The organism is Stenotrophomonas lacuserhaii (assembly GCF_039674585.1).
Lineage (GTDB): Bacteria > Pseudomonadota > Gammaproteobacteria > Xanthomonadales > Xanthomonadaceae > Stenotrophomonas > Stenotrophomonas pennii_A.
The window spans coordinates 36,289-61,192 of record NZ_JBDJNU010000013.1; the positions used below are offsets into that span (position 1 = coordinate 36,289).

The window sequence follows — 24,904 nt, forward strand, 5'->3', positions numbered from 1 at the left end:
GCAACATGCGACTGCCGATGATGATGATCCTGCTGGTGCTGCTGGCGCTGTGCGCGCCGCTCCAGGCGCAGACCCGCCCGGAACTGGATGCGGCCGGCAACGGCCTGCTGGTGCTGAGCTACCACGACGTCCGCGATGACGTGGCGGCCAAGGGCGATCCGGATGCCTATGCGGTGAGCACGCAGAACTTCGCCGCCCACCTGGACTGGCTGTCCGCGCACGGCTATCACCCGATCTCGCTGAGCCAGCTGGTCAAGGCATCGCGCGGCGAAGCCGTGCTGCCATCCAGGCCGGTGCTGCTGACCTTCGATGACGGCCTGCGCAGCGTCTACAGCAAGGTCTCCCCGCTGCTGCGTGCGTACAACTATCCTGCCCTGGTGGCGGTGATCACCGACTACGTCGACATGGCCCCGGATCGCACCATCGATTACGGCTACCGGCCCTTCGGCCGCGATGATTTCCTGACCTGGGACCAGCTGCGCGAGATGAAGGACAGCGGCCTGATCGAGCTGGCCAGCCATACCGACAACCAGCACCACGGCGTGCAGTCCAACCCGCAGGGCAACTCCACTCCCGCAGTGATCACCCGCGCCTACGACCCGGCCACCGGCCGCTACGAGACCGCGGCGGCGTATGAAAGGCGCCTGCGCGATGACCTTTCGCGCAGTGCCAGCCTGATCGAAAAGAACCTTGGCGTGCGTCCGCAGGCGATCGTCTGGCCGTACGCAGCCTACAACGAGCTCAGCAACGCCATCGCCGAGCAGCTCGGCATGCCGGTGTCCTTCGACCTGGAGGGCCGCAGCACGCCGGTGACCCGTGACCTGCACGGGCTGGCGCGGCTGCTGGTGACCGGCAATCCGAACGTCACCGGGCTGGCCTTCGAACTGCGCCGCAACATCACCCTGGACGGCACCCGCGCCCTGCAGATCGACATGGACGCGGTGTATGACGCCGATCCCGCGCAGTTGGCGCGCAACCTGGACACGCTGATCGACCGGGTCAAGAAGATCGGCCCGACCCATGTCTACCTGCAGGCCTTCGCCGATCCGGATGGCAACAACACCGCCGATGCGCTGTACTTCCCCAATCGCCACCTGCCGATGCGCGCGGACCTGTTCAACCGCGTGGCGTGGCAGCTCAAGACCCGTGCAGGCGTGAAGGTGTACGCGTGGTTGCCGGTACTGGGCTATGAGCTGCCCGATCCGGTGCAGAAACAGGCGCTGGGCATCGCCAGCCCGGAGCAGGACGGCATGTACCGGATGGACTTCACCAAGCCGGCCGCGCGCCAGATCATCCTGGACATCTATGAAGATCTGGCGATCAACTCCTATTTCGAAGGCCTGCTGTTCCACGACGACGCCTACGTACGCGATACCGAGCTCACCGGCCTGGCGCAGGAAGGCGTGGACGGCAACCGCACCCAGGCGCTGATCGACTTCACCCTGGCCCTGCGTGACCGTGCGCAGCGCTGGCGTCCGAAGCTGGGCACCGTGCGCAACCTGTATGCGCAGCCGGTGCTGGAACCGCAGAGCGCGGCATGGTTTGCCCAGCGCCTGGACCTGTTCAACGCTGCCTACGACCACACCGCCCTGATGGCGATGCCCTGGATGGAAGGCAGCAGCCGCCCGGAGCGTTGGCTGGACCGTCTGGTGGCAGCCGTGCGCGAACACGATCCGGAGCTGAAGCACACCCTGTTCGAGCTGCAGACCGTCGACTGGCGTACCCGGACCGCGATCCCCGGCGAGCGACTGCGCGCGCAGGTCCGCCGCCTGCAGGCGCAGGGCGTGCGCCACCTGGCGTGGTACCCGGATGACTTCATCGCCGACAAGCCATCCACCGCCGATGCGCGCGCCGCGATGTCGGCACGCAACTTCCCTTATCCGGAGCGGTGACATGGACCACACGCCTGTCTACTACCTGTTCCAGTTCGCCTTCTTCTACCCGATGGTGATGGCGTTCTTCTGGATGTCGGGAGGCTTGTACTACTTCTTCCGCCGCGAGCGGAAGTCGCGCGACCGCAATGATCCGCCGCCGATGGACGAGTACCCGTTCGCTTCGCTGCTGATTCCCTGCCACAACGAATCGGACAACCTGGACGATACCATCGGCGCGGCGCTGGCGCAGCGCTACCCGGACTTCGAAGTGATCGCCATCAACGATGGCAGCGGCGACGACACCGGCGCGCGCCTGGATGCGCTGGCCGCGATCCATCCGCGCCTGCGCGTGGTCCATCTGGATCGCAACCTGGGCAAGGCCAACGCACTGCGCATGGGCGCACTGGCCGCGCGATCGGAATACCTGGTGTGCATCGACGGCGATGCGATGCTGGAAGAGCACGCCATGCACTGGATGGTCTGGCACCTGACCAGCGGGCCGCGGGTGGGCGCGGTCACCGGCAACCCGCGCATCCGCAACCGTTCCACCCTGCTGGGCCGCCTGCAGGTCGCCGAGTTCTCGTCCATCATCGGCATGATCAAGCGGGCCCAGCGCGTGTACGGCCGCATTTTCACCATCTCCGGGGTGATCGCCGGCTTCCGCCGCAGCGCGCTGCACCGCATCGGCTACTGGGCCGATGACATGGTCACCGAAGACATCGACATCAGCTGGCGCCTGCAGCTGGACCACTGGGACATCCGTTACGAACCCAATGCGTTGTGCTTCATCCTGATGCCGGAAACCCTGCGCGGACTGTGGAAGCAGCGCCTGCGCTGGGCCCAGGGCGGCGTGGAGGTGCTGCTGCGGCATGGCGTGAGCCTGTTCAACTGGCGCAAGCGCCGCATGTGGGGCGTGCTGGTGGAGTACATCTTCAGCGTGCTGTGGGCCTACGTGATGCTGCTGATCATCGTGTTGTGGGTGCTGGGCAGGTTCGTCGAACTACCGCCGTCGCTGTACATCCAGACACTGCTGCCGCAGTGGCACGGCGTGGTCCTGGCGCTGGTCTGCCTGCTGCAGTTCGCCAGCAGCCTGATCATCGACCGTCGTTACGAAATCAACATCGGCCGCAACTACTTCTGGGTGATCTGGTACCCGATGGCCTATTGGTTGATCAGCCTCTTCACCACCCTGGTGGCATTGCCGAAAACGCTGATGAAGCGGGGCAGGATGCGCGCCACCTGGGTCAGCCCGGACCGGGGAATTCGATGAACGCCCACAAGCCATCCCGTCGTTTCGATTCGCGCCTCATCCAGAAGCCACGCCAACAGCCACGGCTGCAGCGCACTGCGTGGGGATTCGTCACCATCGCGTTCTGGGCGTTCTATTTCTACCTGTGGGCGCCCGTGGTGACGCTGGTCTCGTGGCTGGTCGGCGGACGCCTGGCATGGCTGCAATTGTACGAACGCAAACAGCAGCTGGATCCGTTCCTGGTCATCGCCCTGCCGGTGCTGCTGATCGGCTGCGCGGCGCTGCTGATCCTGTGGGCGGAGTACAACCGTTACCGGTTCGCCGGCAAGGAACGGCGTGCCCCGCGGGTGGATGTCGCACTGGCGGAGATAGCGCGCGACCTCGGCGCCAGCGATGCGCTGGCACGCCAACTGTCCGGCGCCAAGGCGGTCACCCTGCACATGGACGATGATGCACGCCCGGTCGGCCTGACCGAACAGGCGCTGATGCAACCCGCTTTCCGGTAGTGACGGCCGCTGGCCGTCAGCCCCTGCCCATTGTGGGTGACGACCGTTGGTCGTCACGCCTTTACCGTACGCACCTGCCCTTCCCCGCGCACCACGAAACGTTCCACCGTCAACGCTTCCAGGCCCATCGGGCCGTACGCATGCAGGCGCGTGGTGGAGATGCCGATCTCGCTGCCCAGCCCCAGCTGGCCGCCATCTGAAAAGCGCGAAGAGGCATTGACCATCACCACTGCCGATTGCAGCGCATGGATGAAACGCTCGGCATTGACGGTGTCGCGCGTAGCGATCACTTCCGTGTGATCGGAGGTGTAGCGGCGGATATGCGCGATCGCAGCCTCCACGTCATCCACCACTTTCACCGCGATGATCAGATCCAGGAACTCGGCCGCGTAGTCCGCATCGGAAGCAGGCGTGCTGCCCGGCAGCAACGGCTGTGACAGCGCATCGGCGCGCAGTTCCACCCCGCGCGAAGCCAGCGCCTCGCCGGCGCGCGGCAGGAATTCCCCGGCGACATCACGATGTACCAACAGGGTTTCCAGCGAATTGCACGCCGACGGCCGGCTGCACTTGCCATCCACCAGCAGGTCGATGGCCTGGCCGATATCCGCACTGGCATCGACGAACAGATGGCAGACGCCCTTGTAGTGCTTGATAACGGGCACGCGCGCATGTTCGGCGACGAAGCGGATCAGGCCTTCTCCCCCGCGCGGGATCGCCAGATCGATCAGCTCGTGCAGCTGCAGCAGTTCCAGCATTGCCTCGCGGCGCAGGTCGGTCAGCACCGTCACCGCCGCCGCCGGCACCCCGTGGGCCGCCAATGCACTGCCCAGCGCAGCGGCGATGGCCGTGTTGGAATGGATCGCCTCCGAACCGCCGCGCAGGACCACCCCGTTGCCCGCTTTCAGGCACAGCGCCGCGGCCTCGGCGGTGACGTTGGGACGCGCTTCGTAGATCATCGCGATCACCCCCAGCGGCACGCGGACTTTCTGCACGCGGATGCCGTTTGGACGCAGGTCGTCACGGGTCACCTGGCCTAGCGGATCGGGAAGTCCGGCCACCTCGCGCACTGCCTCGGCCATGGCGAACAGACGCGGCGGGTCCAGCATCAGCCGGTCCAGCATCGCGCTGCCGATGCCCTTGTCACGCGCGGCGGCAAGATCGCGCGCATTGGCGGCCAGGATCTGCCCGGCATGCGATTCCAGCGCGGTGGCCATGGCCCGCAGCACTGCGGTGCGCTGCGCGGTGTCCAGCCCGGCCACGACGTTGGCGGCCGCGCGGCAGGCGCGTGCCTGCTGTTCGATGTCATTCATGGGGGTCACCTCGGGATTCATACCAGCACCAGATCGTCACGGTGCACCACGTTGCCGCCGTAGTTGTAGCCCAGCGCCGCTTCGATGTCGCGCGAATGGCGGCCAGCGATGCGGCGTATGTCGCTGGCCGCATACTGGGTAATGCCGCGTGCCACGCTGACCTCGCTGCCGGCAGCGCCCGCCCGGCAGCGGATCTCCACCATGTCGCCGCGGCGGAACTCGCCGTGCGCGCCGGTGATGCCGCCGGGCAACAGCGAAGCCCCCTTGGCCCGCATTGCCTGCACCGCGCCATCGTCGACCCAGATCACCCCGGGTTCCACGGGTGCGTGCCGCAGCCAGTACTTGCGTGCGGCCTCGCGACTCTGCGCGGCATGCAGGCGCGTTCCCTGCAGGCGCCCCTGTGCCAGCGCACGCACCACGTCGCCGTTGCGGCCATTGAACAGGATCGTCTCGATGCCCAGCCGCGCTGCCTTGGATGCGGCTTCCAGTTTGGTGCGCATGCCGCCGGTGCCGGCGCTGCTGCCGCTGCCCCCGGCCATCGCCAGCACCTCGGCCGTCAGTTCATGCACCTGCGCGATCGGCTGTGCCGTCGCATCCCGGCGCGGATCGGCGCTGTACAGGCCGTCGATGTCGGTGGCGATGAACAGCACATCGGCATCCACCAGCGCCGCCACGGTAGCGGCCAGGTTGTCGTTGTCGCCAAGCTTGAGCTCGTCCACCGATACCGTGTCATTTTCATTGACCACCGGCAGCGCGCCCAGCCGCAGCAGCTCGTTGAGCGTGGCACGGGCGTTGAGGTAGCGACGGCGGTTGCGCAGGTCATCGTGGGTAAGCAGCACCTGCGCCACGGGACGTTCGAAGAAGCGTTGCCACAGCCCGATCAGCTGGGCCTGGCCGAGTGCGGCCAAGGCCTGGCGGGCAGCCATCGCCGCGCCATTGGCCTCCACCCGCGGCAGGATCGCGCGGCCGGCGGCGACCGCGCCCGACGACACGATCACCACCTCGCGGCCGGCCAGCACGTTGGCCGATACGAACTGGGCAAGCCCCAATGCGTAGCGCGGGGACAGCCCGCCACCATCGGCGGCGAGCAGGCTGCTGCCGACCTTCAGCACGGCGCGCCGCCAGTCCGGCAACGCTTGTTCGGGAAACGGCGATGCGGTCATGGCGGCAGGGTCGCTCATCAGGGGCTCAGCGGGTGGTCCATTCGTGGACGGTCAGGTCCGAAGACTGCAGGGTCACCAGCGGATCGCGCGCGACGATGGCACGCGCCTGTTCCAGGGTGCCGACGTTGCACAGCACGTAGGCCCCGCCGCTGCCATCGCTGAAGCCACCGGTCAGCTGCAGCTGGCCGGCGGCACGCAGTTCGTCGAGGAAAGCGATGTGCGGCTGCACCGCCGCCGGATCGAAATCCGGCCGGCGCATCGCCATCACCAGGTAGACGGTGCCGGCCATCAGGCCAGTGCCTGCCAGCGCGCGCGCAGGACGTCCAGGCGCAGGTCGGCGGCGGCGCCGGGCGACACCCGGGCGGCCAGGCTGCCTTCCGGGGTACGGCCCTGGCCTGCTGTGTCCGCACCTGCGGCCGCGGCCTTGTAGGCCTCGCGGAACGGTACGCCGGCGACGGCCGCCTCGACCGCCACATCGGTGGCGTACATGCCCGAATCGATGCCGGCCAGCAGCTTGTCGTTGCACCATTCCAGGTTGGCCAGCAGCGCCGGCAGCAGTTCCAGCGCGGCCAGGCCGCGGCCGAAGCCGTGGAAGATAGCGCCTTTGGACCCCTGCAGGTCGCGGTGGTAACCGGATGGCAGCGAGAGCAACTGCTCGATCTCGGTACGGGCGGCGGCGACGCTGGCGTGGGTGGCGCGCATCAGCTCGATGACATCGGGATTGCGCTTGTTCGGCATGATCGAGCTGCCGGTGGTGTACTGCGCCGGCAGTGCCACGAAACCGAACTCCGCGCTGGTGAACAGCGACAGGTCCCAGGCAATCCGGCGCAGGTCCAGCGTCGCGCCGCCGAGCGCTTCCAACGCGGCCATCTCGAACTTGCCGCGCGACAGCTGCGCATAGATCGGCGACACCTGCATGCGCGCGAAGCCGAGCGCGGCGGTGGTGTGCTCGCGGTCCAGCGGCAGGTTCACGCCATAGCCGGCGGCGGTGCCCAGCGGATTGGCATCCACCAGCGCGTGCGTGTCGCGGGCGCGGACGGCGTTGTCGATGAACGCCTCGGCCCAGCCCGCCCACCACATGCCGGCGGAGGAAACGACGGCACGCTGGATGTGCGTATAGCCCGGGATCGGCAGGTCTTTCTCGGCTTCGGCCCGATCCAGCGCCACCTTGGCGATCTCCGCGCTTAGCTGGGCTACGCGCTGCAGTTTCTCCTTCAGCCACAGCCGGGTCGCCACCAGCACCTGGTCGTTGCGGCTGCGGCCGGTGTGGATGCGGCGGCCGGCATCGCCGAGGCGGTCGGTCAGGCGCGCTTCGATGGCCGAATGGCCGTCTTCGTACTGTTCGTCCAGCACGAAGCGGCCAGCGCGGAAGTCATCGGCCAGCACCTCCAGTTCGCGCCGCAGGCCGGCCAGCTCGTCGGCACTGAGGATGCCGATGTGCTGCAGGCCCTCGGCGTGCGCGGCACTGGCGGCGATGTCATGCAGGAAGAATTCGCGATCGAGGATCACGTCATCACCGGCGAGGAAGGTCTGGATCTTTGCGTCGACCGCGACGCCCGGCTTCTGCCACAGAAGGTCTGACATGCTGTGCTCCATCGGCGGCCTGGGCCGCCCGTTGATTCAATCAGTGCGGGATCGAAGTGAGTTCGTCGATACCCAGCGCGAGGTTGAGGTTCTGCATGGCCTGGGTGGCCGCGCCCTTCAACAGGTTGTCCAGCGTGGCCACCACCACTACCCGCTTGCCGCCGGGCGCAACGGTGAAGCCGCCGACCTGCACGCCGTGGCGGCCGGCGATGCGGCTCACCCATGGCGCCTCGTCGACCACCTCGATCAGCGGCTCACCGGCGTAGGCATCGGTGAAGCGCGCGGCGATCTGTTCGCGGGTCTGCGCCTGGTTGAGCCAGATATTGACCGTCATGGTGATGCCGCGGAAATGCGGCGCCACGTGCGGCATGAACTCCACCGGCACGCGCAGGTGCGCGGACACCTCGCGTTCGTGGACGTGGTTGGTCAATGCGTACGGCATCAGGTTGTCGGCCAGCAGTTCCGGATTGTTCTTGTCCGAGGGCGTGGTGCCGGCGCCGGAATAACCGGAAACACCGAAGCACTGCGGCGGACCGGCCAGCAGGTCCAGCAGCGGATGGATCGCCAACTGCATCGCGGTGGCATAGCAGCCCGGATTGCTGATGTGCTTCTCACCGTTGTAGTTGCCGCGGGTCAGCTCGGGCAGGCCGTAGTACCAGCTTCCCTCGAAGCGGTAGTCAGCAGAGAGGTCCACGATGACCGTGTCCGGCCTGGCGGCTTGCAGCGCGGCGACGAACGGTGCGGCCAGGCCATTGGGCAGCGCCAGGATCACCGCGTCCACGCCCTTGGCGGCGACCGCGTCGGCGTCCAGGTTTTCGTACTGCAGCTCGCCGGTGATCTCCGGGTGGTGGTCGGCCAGCCGCTGCCCGGCGCGCTCGCGCGAGGACACGAACGCCAGCCGCAGGCGCGGATGCGCGGCCACCAGTTTGATCAGCTCTGCGCCGGTGTGGCCGCGGGCACCGACGATGCCCAGGGTGAAGGTTGTTTGGTTCATGCGTGGCTGTCCAGACGGAACTGCAGGTGGCGTTTCACCGCCGCCCATTCCGTATCGATGATGGAGAAAACGACGGTATCGCGCGGCGTGCCGTCGGGATGCCGGGTATGGTTGCGCAGCACGCCGTCCTGCTTGGCGCCAAGGCGCGCGATGGCGGTGCGCGAGGCATGGTTGAACCAGCTGGTTTCAAACACCACGGCCAGGCAGCCGAGCGTTTCGAAGGCATGCCGCAGCAACAGCAGCTTGGCCTCGGTATTGACCCCGCTGCGCTGCACGCGCGGTGCATACCAGGTATAGCCGATGCTCAGCTTGGGCACGCTGGCATCCAGTCCGTAATAGCGCGTGGTACCTGCGATCTCTCCGCTTGCATCACGGATCACCATCGGCAGCATCCTGCCTTCGCGCTGCGCCTGCAGCGCCGCCTCGACATAGTCAGCCACGCCCGAGGGCGACGGCACCTGGGTGAACCACAGCTGGTCCAGCCCGGTGCCTTCCACGGCGCGCTGCAGGCCCGGCACGTGCGCGGCCTGCAGCGGTTCAAGCGAGACATGGCGGCCCGACAGCGTCGGCGCAGCGGTCCACTCGGTGGGCGTGCTCATCCGAGCAGGCTCGGCGAACGCTGCGCGCAATGGTCGACGTAGGCCTTGATGCGGTCAAAGCCATCGGCACCGAACCAGAACGTCTTCCAGGTGCCCTGCTTGTAGCAGCCATCGGATTCGGCGTAGTAGAAGTGGTTGATCGGGTTGCCGTTGCGCGAGCGCCAGAACAGCTGCGGGGTCTCATCCAGCATCACGTTCCACACCGCCCGGCCCAGGCCCTCGCCCTGCGCATCGTCCAGCACCGCGAATTTATCCAGGTACACGCCTTCGGCTTCGTCGGTGAGGATCACCGCGGTGCGGTAGTTCTCGCTGACATACGCGCGCAGCAGTCGGGTCTTGTCGAAGTAATCCGGCACCAGCACGCGGCCGAAACTGGATTCGATCAGCCCACGCAGGCGCGGCAGGTCCAGCTCGTCCCACGTGGTCGCGCGCAGCACGCGCTCACCCTTGCGCACCAGCGTACCGGAGCCTTTATGGGTGAACAGTTCCTTGGCCAGGTCGGCCGGCCGGGTGATCGACACCGACGACTCCAGCGGCAGGCGGTCCAACAGCGATTTGATCTGCTCGATCTTCACCTTCATGCCGCCATGGATCCACGGCTGGGTCATCAGGTGTTCGTATTCGGTGGACAGGTTGATCGAATCGATCACCTTGCCCTCCTCGTCCAGCAGCCCGCCGGTGCCGGTCAGGAAGATGATCTTGTACGGCTGCAGTTCCTGCACCAGCTCATTGGCGGCAAAGTCGGCGTTGACGTTGAGGATCTGCCCACTACGGGTTTCGCCCAGGCTGGTGATGACCGGGATCGAGCCGGCGCGCAGGCTGGCTTCGATCGGTGCCAGGTTGACCTTCTTCACTTCGCCGACCAGCCCGTAGGTGGCCTGGTCCATGTACTCGGCTTCGAACACGCCGCCGGTGATCGAGGTGGCACGCGCGCCGTTCTGCTGCAGTGCCTCCACCAGCCGCAGGTTGGACTGCTGGAAGACCTGGCGCACGATCGCCAGCGCTTCCGGCGAGGTCACCCGCAGGCCATTGACCGTCTGCTTTTCGATGCCGGCAGCGGCCAGTTCGGTGTCCAGCTGTGGGCCGGCACCGTGCAGCACGATCGGGGTCAGCCCGACTTCCTGCAGGAACGACAGCGAGGACGTCAGCGCTTCCAGGTCATCGCGCAGCACCGCCCCGCCCACTTTCACCACCGCGAAGCGCTTGGCGTCGAGCTGCGAAAAACGCTTGAGGTACTGGCTGATTTCCTTCGCGCTGGCCATGCTGGAAAGCAGGCGCACGATGGTCTGGCGGGTCTGGCGATGAGGCTGGAGGGCTGGGGACATTTCGGTTTCGTCACAGGCGGCGGGGGCCGCGTTGCAGGTCCGCCGTGCCGGGGCACGACGGCGTTGGGTGGTTCACGCGCCGGCGCTGATGATCCGGTGCACGGCGTCGGTATAGCGCTGCAGTTGTTCCAGTGTCACGAACTCATCGGCGGTATGGGCCTGGGCGATGTCGCCCGGGCCGAACACCAGCGTGGTGTAGCCACCGGCCGAGAACAGCGAGGCTTCGGTCCAGAAATCCACCGCGTTGCCGATCGGCAGGTCCAGCGCATCGGCCACGTCACGCGCGGCCAGGCGCCGGTTCTCGGCATCGGCGATGTCCCCGGCCGGCAGGCTGGGGCCACGGAAGGTTTCGGTGAACAGCGCCGCTTGCGGCTCGGCCAGTCCGGCGAAGGTGGCCAGCAGCGCATCGATGTCCATCGACGGCAGCGGGCGGAAACCGAAACGCAGCTCGGCCGCCGGCGCGATCATGTTGGCCTTGATCCCGCCTTCCACGCGGCCGATGTTGAAACGCAGACCGGTCAGCCCGCCGAAGCGTGCCGAGGACAACGATTCCACATGGTCCAGCGCGCGGTTGCCCCAGCGCATGGCCTGGTGCAATGCACTGGCGGCTGCGTCCTGCTTGCCCGACGCGTGGCCGGCGCGGCCAGCGAACTGCATCAGCACCGAGCTGATGCCACGATGGGCCAGCACCGCCTCGCTCATGGTCGGCTCGGCCACCAGCACCGCCTCGTAGGGAAGGCCACGGGCCAGGAAGGCGGCAATGCAGCGCGGATCGTTGGCTTCTTCGTCGCTGGAAAACAGGAACGCCGCATCACCCTCGCTGGCATTGGCGGCAGCCACCAGCGCCGCGGCCGCGCCCTTGATGTCACACACGCCCAGCCCGACCACGCGGTCGTCCAGGCGACGCATCACATGCGGATCCCCGCTCCAGTGGGGCGAGTCCGGCACGGTATCCAGGTGCACGTTGAACAGGTACTTCGGCGTACCACGCACCGCATGCAGGCTGACCGCCCCGTCACCATGGTCGATCACCTCCACCTGGAAGCCGGGCAGGTTGTCGCGCAGGTAATCGAAGATTCCCCCCGTGGTGATCGCACGCGGCGGGTTGCGGGTATCAAAAGACACCAGCGCCTGCAGGTGATGAAGCGTCTGTTCCAACATGTTGCGTAGATCCTTCAGGACAACGTGAATCCAGATGGGGAAGAACCCCCTTCTTGTTGAAGGGGGTGCGCCAACGGCGCGGGGTTAAGGTGGAATGCGCGGGCAGGTCAATCGCTTTCAGCGATTGACCTGCGCATAAAGGGTGGAGCTCATGCCGAACAGCTTGATGAAGCCCTCGGCTTCTTCCACGCCCCAGTCGGCCGACTGCGCATAGGTGGCGCCCTTGGTGTTGAGCAGGTGCGGCGAACGCACGGCCACTGCATCGACGCGGCCGCCACGGGTCTCCAGCACGACTTCACCGTTGACCTTGGCCTGCGAGGACTTCAGGAACGCTTCGATGTCGGTCTTCAGCGGGTCGTGGTAGAAGCCTTCGTACACCAGCTCCACCCACTTGCGCGCCACGTCCGGCTTGAAGCGGTTCTGCTGCTTGGTCAGCACCGCGTCTTCCAGCGCACGGTGCGCGGCCAGCAGCGACACCAGCCCCGGCGCTTCGAACACGATGCGGCCCTTCAGGCCGATCACGGTATCGCCGGTGTACACGCCGCGGCCCACGCCATACGGAGCGAACAGCTTGTTGAGCGTGGCCAGGATCTTCTCGCCCGGCAGTGCCTTGCCGTCCAGCTCCACGGCAACGCCGTCGACGAACTTCAGGGTGACGGTGAGGGCCTGCTCCGGCCACTCGCTGCGCGGTGCGCACCAGCCGCGGGCGCCTTCGCCCGGCGCTTCCCAACGGTCGATCTCACCGCCGGACATGGTCAGCCCCAGCAGGTTCTCGTTGATGGTGTAGGCCTGCTGCTTGGCGCGCACGCCGAAGCCGCGCTCTTCCAGGTACTTCTGCTCGTAGGCGCGGGTCTGGGTGTGTTCTTTCTGGATTTCGCGGATCGGGGCGATGATCTGGTAGTCGCCCAGCGCCTTGACCGCCAGGTCGAAACGCACCTGGTCGTTGCCCATGCCGGTGCAACCGTGGGCGATGATGTTGGTCCCCAGTTCGGCGGCGCGCTTGAGCGCGGCATCGACGATCAGGTAGCGATCGGACACCAGCAGCGGGTACTGGCCCTGGTAGCCTTCGCCGGCCCACACGAACGGCTTGACGAAGCCTTCCCAGATCGCCGGGCCACCATCGACGGTGACATGGCTGGTGACGCCCAGCTCGGCGGCGCGCTTTTCGATGAAGTCGCGCTCCTCATCATCCACGCCGCCGGTGTCGGCGAACACGGTGTGCACGTTGTAGCCGCGCTCCTGCAGGTAGGGCACGCAGAAGCTGGTATCAAGGCCGCCGGAGAAGGCGAGGACGACGTCTTTGTTGCTCATGGGGGTAAGGTCCTGGTAGCGCCAGGTGATGCCCGGCGGAATGTTCGAAGCGGAAAGAAATCAGCGGCCGGCCAGCGCGGCCATGATCGCCTTCTGCACGTGCAGTCGGTTCTCGGCCTCGTTGATGGCGATGCACTGCGGCGAATCCATCACCGCATCGGTGGCCTTGACGTTGCGACGCAGCGGCAGGCAATGGCTGAAGACCCCGTTGTTGGTCAGCGCCATCTTCTGTTCGTCCACGATGAAGTGCTTGTACTGGTCGCGGATCGGCTTCTCCGGTTCCCAGTTGCCGAAGAACGGCAGCGCGCCCCAGCTTTTGGCATACACCACGTCGGCACCGGTGTAGGCGCTTTCGATGTCATGGCTGACCTGCAGCGAACCGCCGTTCTCGGCCACGTTCTGCTCGGCCCAGCCCATGTAGCGCTCGTCCAGGATGTAATCCGGGGTCGGGCACAGCAGGGTCACGTCCATGCCCATGCGGGTGGCGATGGTCAGCGCGGAGTTGGCCACCGCGGTGTTCAGCGGCTTGGGGTGGTAGGTCCAGGTCAGCACGTACTTCTTGCCACGCAGGTCCTGGGTGCCGAAGTGCTCCTGCAGCGCCATCGCGTGGGCCAGTTCCTGGCACGGATGGGTGATGGTTTCCATGTTGATGACCGGCACCGGCGAATACCTGGCAAAGCTCTTCAGCACGGTGTCTTCGCGGTCGACCGACCAGTCCACGAACTTCGGGAAGGCACGCACCGCGATCATGTCGCAGTAGCGGCCGAGCACCTTGGCCACTTCGGCGATGTGCTCTTCGGTATCCCCATCCATCACGGTGCCGAGGTTGAATTCGATCGGCCATGCGTCCTTGCCCGGCTGCAGCACCACCGCGTGGGCGCCGAGCTGGAAAGCACCCAGTTCGAAGCTGGTGCGGGTGCGCATGGACGGGTTGAAGAACACCAGCGCGATCGATTTGCCTTTCAGCTGGTCGCCGAGCTTGTTGCGCTTGAACAGCGCGGCCTGGGTCAACAGCGCGTCGAGTTCGCTGCGGCTCCAGTCCTGGGTGTTCAGGAAGTGCTTGAGGGACATCAATCGATCCTTGCGGTGTGGAGTTGGGTGCAGATGCAACTTTTCAGAACCCGGAAACGAAAAAACCCAGCCGGGGGGCTGGGTTTCTTACCGAACAGACAGCACGCAGCTCCGGTCACCCAGCGGAAATGTGGGATTCCGGTCGGCGGGCACGCGAGGTCATGCTGCTGGCCTGGCGGGCGGCGCTGGAGTCGTGCTGGAAGTCGGTGGCGTTCATTTCCGCCCATGGTGGCATGGCCGATGGTGCGGTGCAAGACCCGCCGTCAGGGATTTGCCGACGAACCCTGTTCGGGCCCGACCCACGGGGTGATGGAGACCCGGATCTTCAGCCGGTTGCCAGGATCTTCCGGCAGCCGCGAGCGGTACTTGGTGCCCTTGTAGACGTAGTCCACGTCATAGGCGATGGGCCGGCGGAACTCGCGACCGACCGGCACGATGCGGCAGTCCCGGGTCAGGATGGGCGCGTTGCTGGGCTGTGCCCCGGCGGGCACTGCCGCCACTTCGGCGCTGCCCTCTTCGCCGGGCTTGAAGATCGATCGCACCGAATCCCACAGGCGCCCGAAGCGGCCCTTCTCTTCCACCGGCTCTTCCCCGGTGACATTGACCGGCGGCAGGTTGCGCGTGGTGACCGGTTCACAATGCTCTTCGGTGCGGGTGGCACGCAGGGTCTGGAACACCGGCTCGACGTTGAGCACCTGGGCGTAATCCAGCTTGATGTTCTCCACGATCACCACCCGGTTGCGCGGCTCGGCCTCTTCCGATTGGGCCATGGCAGCGCCAGCCAGCAGGCAGGCAGCCAGGGCGGGGAGGAAGAGGTATCTCATCGGCAACGGGTTCGAGGGCACATTGATAGTGTAGGCAGCACGGACGCCAAGGGGCTGAACATTACCCGTCCGCCGCGCAGGGGGCCAGCCCATGGCGTGTCCGGATGACCCCGCGCGGTACCCCGGGAGCCCCTGCAGCGCTAGAATCGACGGCTTGTCCCCCAGCGCCCCCACCATGACCCTGCGCCTGCACAACAACCTGACACGCCAGCTGGAAACCTTCACTCCGCTCGATCCGGCCTGTCCGACCCTGTATGTGTGCGGCCCCACGGTCTACAACTACGTGCATATCGGCAACGCGCGCGGCCCGGTGGTGTTCGGCGTGCTGGCCGACCTGCTGCGCCGTCGCTTCGGCGCCCTGCGCTACGCCCGCAACATCACCGACGTGGACGACAAGATCAACACCGCCGCGCGCGAGCAGGGGGTCCCGATCAGCACCATCACCGACCGTTTCGCCGCCGCCTACCGCGAGGACATGGCCGCGCTGGGCGTGGTGCCGCCGGACATCGAACCGGAAGTCACCGCACACATGCCGCAGATCATCGCGATGATCGCCCGGCTGATCGACAGCGGACACGCCTACGCCGCCGAAGGCCACGTGCTGTTCGCGGTGGACACCTTCGACGGCTACGGCAAGCTCTCCCGGCGCGACCCGGAGGAAATGCTGGCCGGCGCGCGCGTCGAAGTGGCCCCGTACAAGCGCGCAGCCGGCGATTTCGTGCTGTGGAAGCCCTCCAGCGACGATCTGCCCGGCTGGGACTCGCCCTGGGGCCGTGGCCGCCCTGGCTGGCACATCGAATGCTCGGCGATGGCCGCCGCCCACCTGGGCCCGACCATCGACATCCATGCCGGTGGCGTGGACCTGCAGTTTCCGCACCATGAAAATGAAATCGCGCAGAGCGAATGCGCCCACGGCGGTGAGATCTTCGCGCGGTTCTGGCTGCACAACGGCATGCTGAACTTCGGCGGCGCCAAGATGAGCAAGTCGCTGGGCAACATCGAGCGCGTGCACGACCTGGTCCGCCAGCATCCGCCCGAAGCCCTGCGCCTGGCCCTGCTGTCAGCGCATTACCGGCAGCCGCTGGACTGGTCCGATGCGGTGATCGAGCAGGCCGGGCGCACCCTGGACCGCCTGTACGGCACCCTGCGCGAGCTCGCCGACCTGCAGGCCGACGCACGGATTCCCGCTGCGGTCGAAGCCGCGCTGGACGACGATCTCAACACGCCGCTGGCGCTGGCCGAACTGGCCCGCATCGCCGGGGAAGCACGCAAGGCCACCGATCCAACCGAGCGCGCGCAGCTGAAGCAGGATCTGCTGGGCGCTGGCCTGGCGCTGGGCCTGCTGCAGCAGGATCCCGCCGCCTGGTTCGGCACCGCGGGCAACAGCAGCGACGACGATGCCCGCATCCAGGCCCTGATCGACGAGCGTGCCGCCGCCAAGCAGGCCCGTGATTTCGCCCGCTCAGACGCCATCCGCGACCAGCTGGCCGCCGAAGGCATCGTGCTGGAAGACACCGCGCAGGGCGTGCGCTGGGTGCGCAAGCGCGCCTGATCGCCCTCGTGCCGGCCCATCCCGGCCGGCCGCATCCCCGACACACGAAGAATGGAAATGACCGACTCCCCCTTCCCGCTCGAACCCACCGCCGCCGAGGCCCAGACCACCATTGCCGAGGAGTTCTCCTTCTTCGGCGACTGGTCCGAACGCTACCAGTACCTGATCGACCTGGGCCGCAAGCTGCCGGTCTTCCCGGAAGAATGGAGGACCGAGGAGCACCGCCTGCTGGGGTGCCAGTCGATGGTGTGGATCGTACCGGAAGGCAATGCCGATGCCCTGCACTTCCGTGCGATCAGTGACTCGGCGATCGTGTCCGGGCTGATCTTCCTGGCCCTGCGCGTGTACTCCGGGCGCTCGGCGCAGGAGATCATCGACACCGAACCCACCTACATCCAGGATATCGGCCTGTCGCGGCACCTGTCGCCCACCCGCAGCAACGGCGTGGCCGCGATGTTGGCCTTCATCCGCGAAACCGCGCAGGCCCAGCTGCATTCCACGAGCCCGTGAGTTTCCCGGCCCCCACCGAAGAAACCGCGCGCACCCTGCTGGCCCGCCCGGGCTTCAGCAAGCTGCTGGCCTACCGTATCTTCGCGATGCTGTCCTACCAGGTGGTTGCGGTCACGGTGGGCTGGCACATCTATGAAGTAACCCGCAATCCCTTTTCGCTGGGCCTGGTCGGCCTGGCCGAAGTGCTGCCGTTCTTCTGCGTGGCGCCGTTTGCCGGCTACCTGGTCGACCATCTGCCACGACGCCGGCTGGGCATGGCGGCGTGCGCCGGACTGGTCGCCACTGCACTGGTGCTGTGCGCGGTGGCACTGGGCTGGCTGCCGTTCCATGGCGTGTGGCCGATCTATGCCGCCATCGCGCTGACCGGCATGGTCCGCGCCTTCCTGTCGCCTATCTACAACGCGCTGTTCGCACGGGTGCTGGAGCGCCACCAGTTCGCCCGCGGCGCAGGCCTGGGCAGCGTATTCTTCCAGGCCGGCATGGTGGTGGGTCCGGCGTTGGGCGGCGTACTGGTCGGCTGGGGCGGCAAGGGCGTGGCGTACGGCGTTGCCACCGGTTTTGCGGTGATGGCGATGGCCTGCCTGGCCTCGTTGAAGGTCAGCGAGCCGGTGCATGCCGGGCCAGCCGCGCCGATCTTCCGCAGCATCGCCGAAGGCGCGCGCTTCGTGATCGGCAACCGGATCATGGTCGGCGCGATGGCGCTGGATATGTTCTCGGTACTGCTGGGCGGCGTGGTGGCGATGCTGCCGGCCTTCCTGCAGGAGATCCTGCATTACGGCCCGGAAGGGCTGGGCATCCTGCGCGCGGCGCCTGCATTGGGCTCCATCGCGGTCGGCCTGTGGCTGGCCCGCCACCCGCTGCAGAAGCATGCCGGCCGCGTGCTGTTGTTCGCGGTGGCCGGCTTCGGGTTGTGCGTGATCGGTTTCGGACTGTCGCACCACTTCTGGCTGTCGGCGCTGATCCTGCTGTTCTACGGTGCGTTCGACGGCGTGTCGGTGGTGGTGCGTTCGACCATCCTGCAGCTGGCCACGCCGGAGGAAATGCGTGGCCGGGTGTCGTCGATCAACGGCATCTTCATCAGTTCGTCCAACGAACTGGGTGCGTTCTACGCCGGCACGATGGCCAAGTGGCTGGGGCTGGTGCCGGCGGTGGTGCTGGGCGGTTTTGCGGTGCTCAGCGTGGCGGGCATCACGGCGTGGAAGAACCCCACGCTGCGCCGCCTGAACCTGCGCGACCTGCAATAGATCCAGAAGCGTGACGACCAACGGTCGTCACCCACCAAGGCAACCCGCTTGGTAGCGCCGAGCCATGCTCGGCGGGATCCAACCGCGTGACGACCAACGGTCGTCACCCACCACGCCGTCACTAGCGGGTTGGTCAGTTGCCGCAGCCCTGCAGCTTCAATGTCTGGCCCTGGCGCAGGCTGTAGGCCGGGGCCTTCAGGCCATTGGCGCGAGCCAGGGTCGGCACGTCGCAGCTGAACTTCGCGGCGATCCGGCCCAGGGTTTCACCCCGGCCCACCTTGTGCGAGCGCACCGGCTGCGCGCGCGGCGCAGCGGGACGTGGCGCCGCCACCACCGGCGCGGTCGGGGCGGTGCCCACCACGCTGGCTTCGGCTGCGGCCACCGGCACCACCCCGCCCACCGCCACGCTGCCGGTGAAGCTGGCCGCGCTCGGGCGCACGATCGCCGCGTTCAGATCAGCAGTGATCAAGGTACGTGCCAGGTCGGCACGCGGGCCGCTCACGCAGTTGCGCGTGTACAGGCCGGCGATGCGGGTGGTGGCGTTGATCAGCGTGCCGGCCGGGATCCAGCCGTCGGCTTCATAACGCGGGTTGAGGTTGCGCAGCGCCCGCATGTAGCCATCGCGCGTGCCCTGGCTGCCCAGGCAGATGGTCAGCTCATAGATCGTGGTGGACTTGGCCAGGCGCACGGTGGCCGGCTGCGCGTTGACCTTCGGGAACTCCACGCCGTACTGCTGCGGATGCAGGAAGATCCATGCCGCGGCGATCACCATCGGCACGTAGTCCTTGGTTTCGGCGGGGAATTCGCTGTATACGCTGTCCACCCAGAAGCTCTGTCCGGCGCTCTGGCGGAACACGCGCAGCGCGCGTCCTTCGCCGCCGTTGTAGCCGGCCAGCGACAGTTCGATGTTGTCGTTGAGCTGGCGCATGCGCTCGTTGAGGTAGGTCGCGCTGGCTTCGGCTGCGCTGCGCGCATCGAAGCGGGTATCGAAGCCGGTGCCATCCGGACCCAGCCCGAAACGCCGGCCGGTGGCCGGCATGAACTGCATCAGGCCGGCCGCACCCGCGCGCGACGAGGCATGCACGCGGCCATTGGATTCCTTGGCCATGATGCCGAACAACAGCGCTTCGGGCAGGCCGCGCTTCTCCCATTCCGGCCACATCACCGCGCGCACGTTCTGGTAGTTCTCGTAGCTGGTCAGCAGCGCCGGACGCATGTCGGTCAGCCAGCGCCGGATACCGGCCTGGATGGCCGGGTTGTACTCGACCATGCTGTCGAAGGCATGCCGCTTGTCATTCAGCAGCGCCGCCGCGCGGGCGGCTTCGGGCACATCCGCCGCCAGCGGCCCGATGTGGTCCGGGTCGGCCTGCAGGCTGTCGCCGGCTTCATCGGCCACGCTGTCGTCGCCCTCGGCGTCTGCATCGCGCTTGAGCAGACGCTTGTAGGTGGCCAGCAGGGTGCTCATCTGGCAGCCCTTCTGTCCCACGCACTCGCTCAGCACGTCCTCCATGTCTTCCAGCGCGGCATCGGCCTCGGCGGCGCCCTTGGGATCGGCATTGGACACGCGCAGCAGCGCGTCGGTGTAGCGCTTCTCGGCCACGCCCATGCGCTGCTGCAGCGCTTCGGCCTTGGCCCGGTCACGGTTGGAAACACGTTGCGCATGGGCGTCGGGGACGGCCAGCAGCAGGCTGGCAAGGGCCAGGACGGGCAATCCACGAACAAGCAGGACAGGAACGGGCATTTTTGGCACTGTGTGCGAATCAGGCAGGCAGAGTAGCGGTGCCGCCACGATCCGGGCAACCCGGAGAGGGCCCGCACCGTGCAGCCGGTTAACATTGCGCGCATTCATCACAAGGGATGGACCATGGACCCGATTCTGCTCGGCAAAGGCATCACCGACGACGTAGCGGTCACCCTGTTGCCCAAGCTCGGCAACCGGCACGGACTGGTGGCCGGCGCCACTGGTACCGGCAAGACAGTGACCCTGATGACGCTGGCCGAAGGATTTTCGCGGATCGGCGTGCCGGTGTTCCTGGCCGACGTGAAGGGCGATGTGTCCGGCCTGGCCGTGGCCGGCGCCGGCGGCGATGCGCTGCTGCAGCGCGCCGCGCAGATCGGCGTGGCCGACTACGCGCCGGCCGCCAGCCCAGCCATTTTCTGGGATCTGTACGGCAAGCTGGGCCACCCGGTGCGCACCACCGTCAGCGAGATGGGCCCTACCCTGCTGACCCGCATCCTCGAGCTCAGCGACACCCAGGCCGGGGTGATGGACATCGTGTTCAAACTGGCCGACGACCGTGGCCTGCTGCTGCTGGACCTGGACGACCTGCGTGCGCTGCTCGGGCTGGTGGCCGAAGAGCGCAAGGACATCTCCACCGCATACGGACTGGTCAGTGCGCAGTCCGTGGCGGCGATCCAGCGTGCCCTGCTGCGGCTGTCGCAGGATGGCGGCGAAGCGTTTTTCGGCGAGCCGGCGCTGGAACTGGCCGACATCATGCGGGTCAACCACGATGGCCGCGGGGTCATCGGCATCCTCGCCGCCGACCAGCTGGTACTGAAGCCGAAGCTGTATTCGACCTTCCTGCTGTGGCTGCTGTCCGAGCTGTTTGAAACCCTGCCGGAAGTGGGCGACCTGGAAAAACCCAAGCTGGTCTTCATCTTCGACGAGGCCCACCTGCTGTTCAACGATGCACCGCCCGCGTTGGTGCAGCGCATCGAACAGGTGGTGCGGCTCATCCGTTCCAAGGGCGTCGGCGTGTACTTCTGTTCGCAGTTCCCCGACGACGTGCCGTCCAACATCCTCGGCCAGCTGGGCAACCGGGTACAGCATGCGCTGCGTGCCTTCACCCCGCGCGACCAGAAGGCAGTGAAGACCGCGGCCGAAACCTTCGTGCCGAACCCCAAGCTGGACGTGGCACGCGTGTTGTCTTCGCTGGGCACCGGCGAAGCGCTGGTGTCCACCCTGCAGGACAAGGGCATCCCGATGCCGGTGCAGCAGACCCTGATCGCCCCGCCACGCTGCCGGATGGGGCCGGTCACCGACGCCGAACGTGCGCAGGTGCGTGCCGGCAGCCCGGTCGGCAGCCGCTATGACACCGCCATCAACCGTGAATCGGCGGCAGAACGGCTGGCCCAGCGCGCGCAGAAGAGCGTCGAGCAGGCTGCCACCCCCAAGGCGCGCACGCGCGAGCAGGACGACGCGCAGGACGGCGGTTTCGGCCAGACGATCAAGGATGCGATCTTCGGCACCAAGCGCCGCCAGGGCATGATCGAAACCATGGCCAAGCAGACCACGCGCACGGTGGGCACCAGGCTGGGCAACCAGATCGTGCGCGGGATCCTCGGTGGCATCTTCGGCGGAAAGCGCTGAAGGTCCGTAAGCTGTCGCATTGCAATTGCGTAGAGAGCAGTAGATGTCGCGTTGGCGTCCCCCCGCAGAAAAGAGCACCGCGCTGATCACCTCCGGCGGCCATGCACGGCTGAAGGCCGAGCTGGAGGACCTGTGGCGCGTGCGCCGCCCGGAAGTAGTGAAGGCACTGGCTGCGGCGGCCGCCGAAGGTGACCGCTCGGAGAATGCCGAGTACACCTATCGCAAGAAGCAGCTGGGCGAGATCGACCGCCGCGTGCGCTATCTCAGCAAGCGGCTGGAGGCGCTGCGCGTGGTCGATGGCGAACCCAGCGACCCGCAGGCGGTGTTCTTCGGCGCGTGGGTGGAGCTGGAGAATGTGGACACGGCGGAGATCAGCCGTTACCGCATCGTCGGGCCGGACGAAACCGATGCCGCCACCGGCTGGATCAGCATCGACTCACCGCTGGCGCGGGCGCTGTTGAAGAAGCGCGTGGACGATGAGTTCGAGGTCGAACTGCCCGGCGGCCGCCACGGCTTTGCGATCCTCGCCGTGCAGTACGGCGCCGGAACGGACGGCCGATAGCGGCTGCCCCAGAAGCCGCCGAGCATGGCTCGGCGCTACCGAAGATGCGCGCAGACCGACCTGGTAGCGCCGACCCATGGTCGGCGAGCGCACCGCGCGGCTGCCCCAGAAGCCGCCGAGCATGGCTCGGCGCTACCGAAGATGCGCGCAGACCGACCTGGTAGCGCACCGCGCGGCGCTGGAACGGGGAACCCTCGACCTACAGCGGCGGCGGATACCCGCGTCCAGCCCGCAGCGGGCGGAAATACGCCGTCTGATCGTACAACCCGACATCCTGCCGCGGGTGCCAGCCCGGGATGCCGGCCAGCGGCAACGGCCGCAGCTCCAGCGGATCCTGCAGTACCGTACCCGCGTCCAGCGCACGCGCCACGGCCGCGATGCAGGCAGCGTCATCCTTTCCCTGCACCACCAGGCACTTGCCCACCAGCAGCCGCGTCGGCAGCAGTGCCTGCTCCATCAGCGCATGGCCGATCACCGCTGCCACGCCGATGTCCCCGCTCGCCCAGCGTCCTGCCCCCTGCACGAACAGCGCCTGCCAGTCGTGCGCATTCCACGCCGCGAGCAGGCCCGCGTCACGCACCCGCACGATCACGCCGGATTCGTCGAACTGGGTCAGCGCGGCCTGCGCGCGGTTGCGGGCGTGCGCGCCCATCTGCTGGATGTGCAGGCACTGACGGGTATTGAGCGCCCGCTTGATCGCAGGATGGCGCGCCCAGACCAGCGCGTTGAACAGGTCGTGCCAGTTGCAGGCACGGGTGGCGATCTCGCCTGTTTCGGCAATGCGCTGCTCATAGTGCCGTCCATCGGCGAGCAACGCCGCGTCCTGCTCGCCCAGCCGCTTGTCCTGCAATGGCAGCACGGCGTTGAGTGTTTCGATGGAAGGCCACTCCGCACCCGCCAGCAACCCGGAGAAGGGCGCCAGCGCGCCAAACAAAGGGTGCGCGAAGCAGGCCGCATCCACCGCCTCGCGCGGTGGCGCGACGAAGCGGCGGCGGGTCGCGCTGGAATCCGAAGCGTGTCGACCCACGGTCGCCACCCACCCGGGATCCGGCGCTTCCGCCCGGGTCACAGCATTTTCAGATCGAGTGCCTTGCGTGCGGCGGGCACGGCGGTCGGCGGCAATGCATCGCCGTACAGATCGTGCTCGTCGCTCTCGGTGATTTCCACGTCGACGAAATCGCCGACCCGCAGGGTCACCTCATCGGCATTCTGGATATGCACCAGCCCGTCGATCTCCGGTGCATCGGCCTTGGAACGGGCCACGGCGATATCACCTTCGATCCCGTCGACCAGGCACTGCTGCACCGTGCCGATCTTCGCTTCCAGCCGCGAGGCGGAAATCTGCGCCTGCTTTTCCATGAAGCGCGCCAGGCGTTCCTGCTTCACTTCTTCCGGCACCGGATCGGGCAGGTCGTTGGCCGTGGCGCCTTCCACCGGCGAATAGGCGAACGCACCGACACGGTCCAGCTGCGCCTCGTCCAGGAACGACAGCAGCTCTTCGAACTCGGCTTCGGTTTCGCCGGGGAAACCGACGATGAAGGTCGAACGCACGGTGATGTCCGGCGCGATGCGGCGCCAGTTCTGCACCCGCTCCAGGGTCTTTTCCACCGCGCCCGGACGCTTCATCAGTCGCAGGATGCGTGGGCTGGCGTGCTGGAACGGAATGTCCAGGTACGGCAGGATCCGGTTCTCCGCCATCAGCGGCACCATCTCGTCCACGTGCGGATACGGGTACACATAGTGCATGCGCACCCAGGCATCCAGCTCGGACAGGCCTTCGCACAGCGACTTCATCCGCGTCTGGTAGGCCTTGTCGCGCCACATGCGCTCGGCGTACTTCACGTCCACGCCGTAGGCGGAGGTGTCCTGGGACACCACCAGCAGTTCCCGGACGCCGCCACGCACCAGCCGTTCGGCTTCGCGCAGCACCTCGTCCACCGGCCGCGAAACCAGCTTGCCGCGCATCGAAGGAATGATGCAGAAACTGCACTTGTGGTTGCAGCCCTCGGAAATCTTCAGGTACGCGTAATGGCGCGGGGTCAGCTTGACGCCGTAGTCCGGCACCAGGTCCACGAAGGGGTCGTGGCGCGGCGGAATAGCCGCATGCACCGCTTCCATGACGCTCTGGTAGTCCTGCGGCCCGGACACGGCCAGCACGTCCGGGTACGCCTCGCGGATCTGCTCCGGGCGCTTGCCCAGGCAGCCGGTGACGATCACCTTGCCGTTGGCGTTCATCGCCTCGCCGATCGCATCCAGCGATTCGGTCACCGCCGAATCGATGAAGCCACAGGTGTTGACCACCACTACGTCGGCGGCGTCGTAGGTCGGGACGATGTCGTATCCCTCGACCCGCAACTGGGTGAGGATGCGCTCGGAATCGACGAGGGCCTTCGGACAGCCAAGGCTGACGAAGCCGACTTTGGGGTTCAGCAGGGACATGGATCGGGACTCTGGGGGCCTGGGCCGGGCGTGGCCTGGGGGCCTGGATCGGACAAGTATACCGGGCCCGCTGGACGCCCCTGAACCCTCCCCCGCCGACGGCCGACGTCGGCACGGACACGGTCGCCGCCTGCACATGGATTCCGCAGCATCCTGCATAGGCAGACGGCCCGGGGGGACACAGGATGGAACTGCGTACTGCGTACTGCGTCCTGCGTACAGCGGACAGGGCACGTGCGCCGGACCGGCACGATGC

22 protein-coding genes are annotated in these 24,904 nt (G+C 67.0%); 8 read left to right on the forward strand and 14 right to left on the reverse strand.

All coding sequences use genetic code 11. The features are described from left to right. Positions 1-5: 5 nt before the first annotated feature. The 3 genes from pgaB to pgaD are packed head-to-tail and all read left to right on the forward strand — an operon-like array spanning position 6 to position 3,629. Positions 6-1,892 (forward strand): poly-beta-1,6-N-acetyl-D-glucosamine N-deacetylase PgaB, encoded by a 1,887-nt coding sequence (gene pgaB, locus ABE522_RS07385; protein WP_346591159.1) that lies wholly within the window; start codon positions 6-8, stop codon positions 1,890-1,892. A gap of 1 nt (position 1,893) precedes the next feature. Continuing rightward, entirely contained in the window at positions 1,894-3,144 is a 1,251-nt protein-coding gene (gene pgaC, locus ABE522_RS07390; RefSeq protein WP_346591129.1) for a poly-beta-1,6-N-acetyl-D-glucosamine synthase, read from the forward strand. Then, complete coding sequence (pgaD, locus tag ABE522_RS07395) at positions 3,141-3,629, forward strand: poly-beta-1,6-N-acetyl-D-glucosamine biosynthesis protein PgaD (RefSeq protein ID WP_346591130.1); 489 nt, start codon at positions 3,141-3,143, stop codon at positions 3,627-3,629. Before pgaC ends, pgaD begins: the two co-directional genes overlap by 4 nt. Before the next feature lie 53 nt (positions 3,630-3,682). Here the strand turns inward: pgaD and ABE522_RS07400 are convergent, their stop codons facing one another. The 11 genes from ABE522_RS07400 to ABE522_RS07450 form a co-directional block, all read right to left on the reverse strand. Next, on the reverse strand, positions 3,683-4,939 hold the full coding sequence (locus ABE522_RS07400; RefSeq protein ID WP_346591131.1) for a glutamate-5-semialdehyde dehydrogenase: 1,257 nt from the start codon (positions 4,937-4,939) through the stop codon (positions 3,683-3,685). Positions 4,940-4,956: 17 nt separating this feature from the next. Further along, on the reverse strand, positions 4,957-6,120 hold the full coding sequence (proB, locus tag ABE522_RS07405; protein ID WP_346591132.1) for a glutamate 5-kinase: 1,164 nt from the start codon (positions 6,118-6,120) through the stop codon (positions 4,957-4,959). 7 nt (positions 6,121-6,127) lie between these two features. Continuing rightward, positions 6,128-6,391 (reverse strand): YciI family protein, encoded by a 264-nt coding sequence (locus ABE522_RS07410; protein ID WP_346591133.1) that lies wholly within the window; start codon positions 6,389-6,391, stop codon positions 6,128-6,130. Further along, a complete protein-coding gene (gene argH, locus ABE522_RS07415; protein WP_346591134.1) occupies positions 6,391-7,686 on the reverse strand; it encodes an argininosuccinate lyase in 1,296 nt (431 codons plus the stop codon). Before argH ends, ABE522_RS07410 begins: the two co-directional genes overlap by 1 nt. 40 nt (positions 7,687-7,726) lie before the next feature. Then, entirely contained in the window at positions 7,727-8,680 is a 954-nt protein-coding gene (gene argC / locus ABE522_RS07420; protein ID WP_346591135.1) for an N-acetyl-gamma-glutamyl-phosphate reductase, read from the reverse strand. Next, positions 8,677-9,279, reverse strand: coding sequence for a GNAT family N-acetyltransferase (locus ABE522_RS07425; RefSeq protein WP_346591136.1), 603 nt, complete (start codon positions 9,277-9,279; stop codon positions 8,677-8,679). Before ABE522_RS07425 ends, argC begins: the two co-directional genes overlap by 4 nt. Continuing rightward, positions 9,276-10,604, reverse strand: a complete 1,329-nt coding sequence (locus ABE522_RS07430; protein WP_346591137.1) for an acetylglutamate kinase — start codon at positions 10,602-10,604, stop codon at positions 9,276-9,278. Before ABE522_RS07430 ends, ABE522_RS07425 begins: the two co-directional genes overlap by 4 nt. 72 nt (positions 10,605-10,676) lie before the next feature. Then, on the reverse strand, positions 10,677-11,765 hold the full coding sequence (locus ABE522_RS07435; RefSeq protein ID WP_346591138.1) for an acetylornithine deacetylase: 1,089 nt from the start codon (positions 11,763-11,765) through the stop codon (positions 10,677-10,679). 117 nt (positions 11,766-11,882) lie between these two features. After that, positions 11,883-13,076 carry an argininosuccinate synthase gene (locus ABE522_RS07440; RefSeq protein WP_057687253.1) on the reverse strand — a complete coding sequence of 398 codons (1,194 nt, stop codon included), beginning with the start codon at positions 13,074-13,076 and terminating at the stop codon, positions 11,883-11,885. Positions 13,077-13,136: 60 nt separating this feature from the next. Continuing rightward, positions 13,137-14,147 (reverse strand): N-acetylornithine carbamoyltransferase, encoded by a 1,011-nt coding sequence (locus tag ABE522_RS07445; protein ID WP_191770310.1) that lies wholly within the window; start codon positions 14,145-14,147, stop codon positions 13,137-13,139. A 263-nt stretch (positions 14,148-14,410) separates the two neighbouring features. Further along, a complete protein-coding gene (locus ABE522_RS07450) occupies positions 14,411-14,971 on the reverse strand; it encodes a hypothetical protein (RefSeq protein WP_346591139.1) in 561 nt (186 codons plus the stop codon). A 175-nt stretch (positions 14,972-15,146) separates the two neighbouring features. Here ABE522_RS07450 and cysS point away from each other — a divergent pair, with 175 nt between their 5' ends. Genes cysS through ABE522_RS07465 form a run of 3 tightly spaced genes read left to right on the forward strand, consistent with a single transcriptional unit; the run spans position 15,147 to position 18,277 of the window. Continuing rightward, positions 15,147-16,523, forward strand: coding sequence for a cysteine--tRNA ligase (gene cysS / locus ABE522_RS07455; protein WP_346591160.1), 1,377 nt, complete (start codon positions 15,147-15,149; stop codon positions 16,521-16,523). A gap of 57 nt (positions 16,524-16,580) precedes the next feature. After that, positions 16,581-17,033 (forward strand): SufE family protein, encoded by a 453-nt coding sequence (locus tag ABE522_RS07460; protein ID WP_346591140.1) that lies wholly within the window; start codon positions 16,581-16,583, stop codon positions 17,031-17,033. Then, positions 17,030-18,277: an MFS transporter gene (locus tag ABE522_RS07465; protein WP_346591141.1), complete on the forward strand. Its 1,248-nt coding sequence runs from the start codon at positions 17,030-17,032 to the stop codon at positions 18,275-18,277. Before ABE522_RS07460 ends, ABE522_RS07465 begins: the two co-directional genes overlap by 4 nt. 133 nt (positions 18,278-18,410) lie before the next feature. Here the strand turns inward: ABE522_RS07465 and ABE522_RS07470 are convergent, their stop codons facing one another. Continuing rightward, positions 18,411-20,018, reverse strand: coding sequence for a transglycosylase SLT domain-containing protein (locus ABE522_RS07470; RefSeq protein ID WP_346591142.1), 1,608 nt, complete (start codon positions 20,016-20,018; stop codon positions 18,411-18,413). 123 nt (positions 20,019-20,141) lie between these two features. Between ABE522_RS07470 and ABE522_RS07475 the strand changes: the two genes are divergently transcribed. Continuing rightward, the gene (locus ABE522_RS07475; protein ID WP_346591143.1) at positions 20,142-21,647 is read left to right on the forward strand and encodes a helicase HerA-like domain-containing protein; all 1,506 of its coding nucleotides are present in this window, start codon (positions 20,142-20,144) and stop codon (positions 21,645-21,647) included. A 43-nt stretch (positions 21,648-21,690) separates the two neighbouring features. Further along, entirely contained in the window at positions 21,691-22,209 is a 519-nt protein-coding gene (greB, locus tag ABE522_RS07480) for a transcription elongation factor GreB (protein ID WP_346591144.1), read from the forward strand. A gap of 199 nt (positions 22,210-22,408) precedes the next feature. Here the strand turns inward: greB and ABE522_RS07485 are convergent, their stop codons facing one another. Then, the gene (locus ABE522_RS07485) at positions 22,409-23,245 is read right to left on the reverse strand and encodes a DUF3025 domain-containing protein (RefSeq protein WP_406846323.1); all 837 of its coding nucleotides are present in this window, start codon (positions 23,243-23,245) and stop codon (positions 22,409-22,411) included. Between the two features lie 29 nt (positions 23,246-23,274). Beyond that, complete coding sequence (gene rimO, locus ABE522_RS07490; protein ID WP_346591146.1) at positions 23,275-24,648, reverse strand: 30S ribosomal protein S12 methylthiotransferase RimO; 1,374 nt, start codon at positions 24,646-24,648, stop codon at positions 23,275-23,277. Positions 24,649-24,904: the final 256 nt, after the last annotated feature.

Coding starts and splice junctions, on each gene's coding strand:
- pgaB (WP_346591159.1), top strand. CDS start 6: ATGCGACTGCCGATGATGATGATCCTGCTGGTGCTGCTGGCGCTGTGC.
- pgaC (WP_346591129.1), top strand. CDS start 1,894: ATGGACCACACGCCTGTCTACTACCTGTTCCAGTTCGCCTTCTTCTAC.
- pgaD (WP_346591130.1), top strand. CDS start 3,141: ATGAACGCCCACAAGCCATCCCGTCGTTTCGATTCGCGCCTCATCCAG.
- ABE522_RS07400 (WP_346591131.1), bottom strand. CDS start 4,939: ATGAATGACATCGAACAGCAGGCACGCGCCTGCCGCGCGGCCGCCAAC.
- proB (WP_346591132.1), bottom strand. CDS start 6,120: ATGAGCGACCCTGCCGCCATGACCGCATCGCCGTTTCCCGAACAAGCG.
- ABE522_RS07410 (WP_346591133.1), bottom strand. CDS start 6,391: ATGGCCGGCACCGTCTACCTGGTGATGGCGATGCGCCGGCCGGATTTC.
- argH (WP_346591134.1), bottom strand. CDS start 7,686: ATGTCAGACCTTCTGTGGCAGAAGCCGGGCGTCGCGGTCGACGCAAAG.
- argC (WP_346591135.1), bottom strand. CDS start 8,680: ATGAACCAAACAACCTTCACCCTGGGCATCGTCGGTGCCCGCGGCCAC.
- ABE522_RS07425 (WP_346591136.1), bottom strand. CDS start 9,279: ATGAGCACGCCCACCGAGTGGACCGCTGCGCCGACGCTGTCGGGCCGC.
- ABE522_RS07430 (WP_346591137.1), bottom strand. CDS start 10,604: ATGTCCCCAGCCCTCCAGCCTCATCGCCAGACCCGCCAGACCATCGTG.
- ABE522_RS07435 (WP_346591138.1), bottom strand. CDS start 11,765: ATGTTGGAACAGACGCTTCATCACCTGCAGGCGCTGGTGTCTTTTGAT.
- ABE522_RS07440 (WP_057687253.1), bottom strand. CDS start 13,076: ATGAGCAACAAAGACGTCGTCCTCGCCTTCTCCGGCGGCCTTGATACC.
- ABE522_RS07445 (WP_191770310.1), bottom strand. CDS start 14,147: ATGTCCCTCAAGCACTTCCTGAACACCCAGGACTGGAGCCGCAGCGAA.
- ABE522_RS07450 (WP_346591139.1), bottom strand. CDS start 14,971: ATGAGATACCTCTTCCTCCCCGCCCTGGCTGCCTGCCTGCTGGCTGGC.
- cysS (WP_346591160.1), top strand. CDS start 15,147: ATGACCCTGCGCCTGCACAACAACCTGACACGCCAGCTGGAAACCTTC.
- ABE522_RS07460 (WP_346591140.1), top strand. CDS start 16,581: ATGACCGACTCCCCCTTCCCGCTCGAACCCACCGCCGCCGAGGCCCAG.
- ABE522_RS07470 (WP_346591142.1), bottom strand. CDS start 20,018: ATGCCCGTTCCTGTCCTGCTTGTTCGTGGATTGCCCGTCCTGGCCCTT.
- ABE522_RS07475 (WP_346591143.1), top strand. CDS start 20,142: ATGGACCCGATTCTGCTCGGCAAAGGCATCACCGACGACGTAGCGGTC.
- greB (WP_346591144.1), top strand. CDS start 21,691: ATGTCGCGTTGGCGTCCCCCCGCAGAAAAGAGCACCGCGCTGATCACC.
- rimO (WP_346591146.1), bottom strand. CDS start 24,648: ATGTCCCTGCTGAACCCCAAAGTCGGCTTCGTCAGCCTTGGCTGTCCG.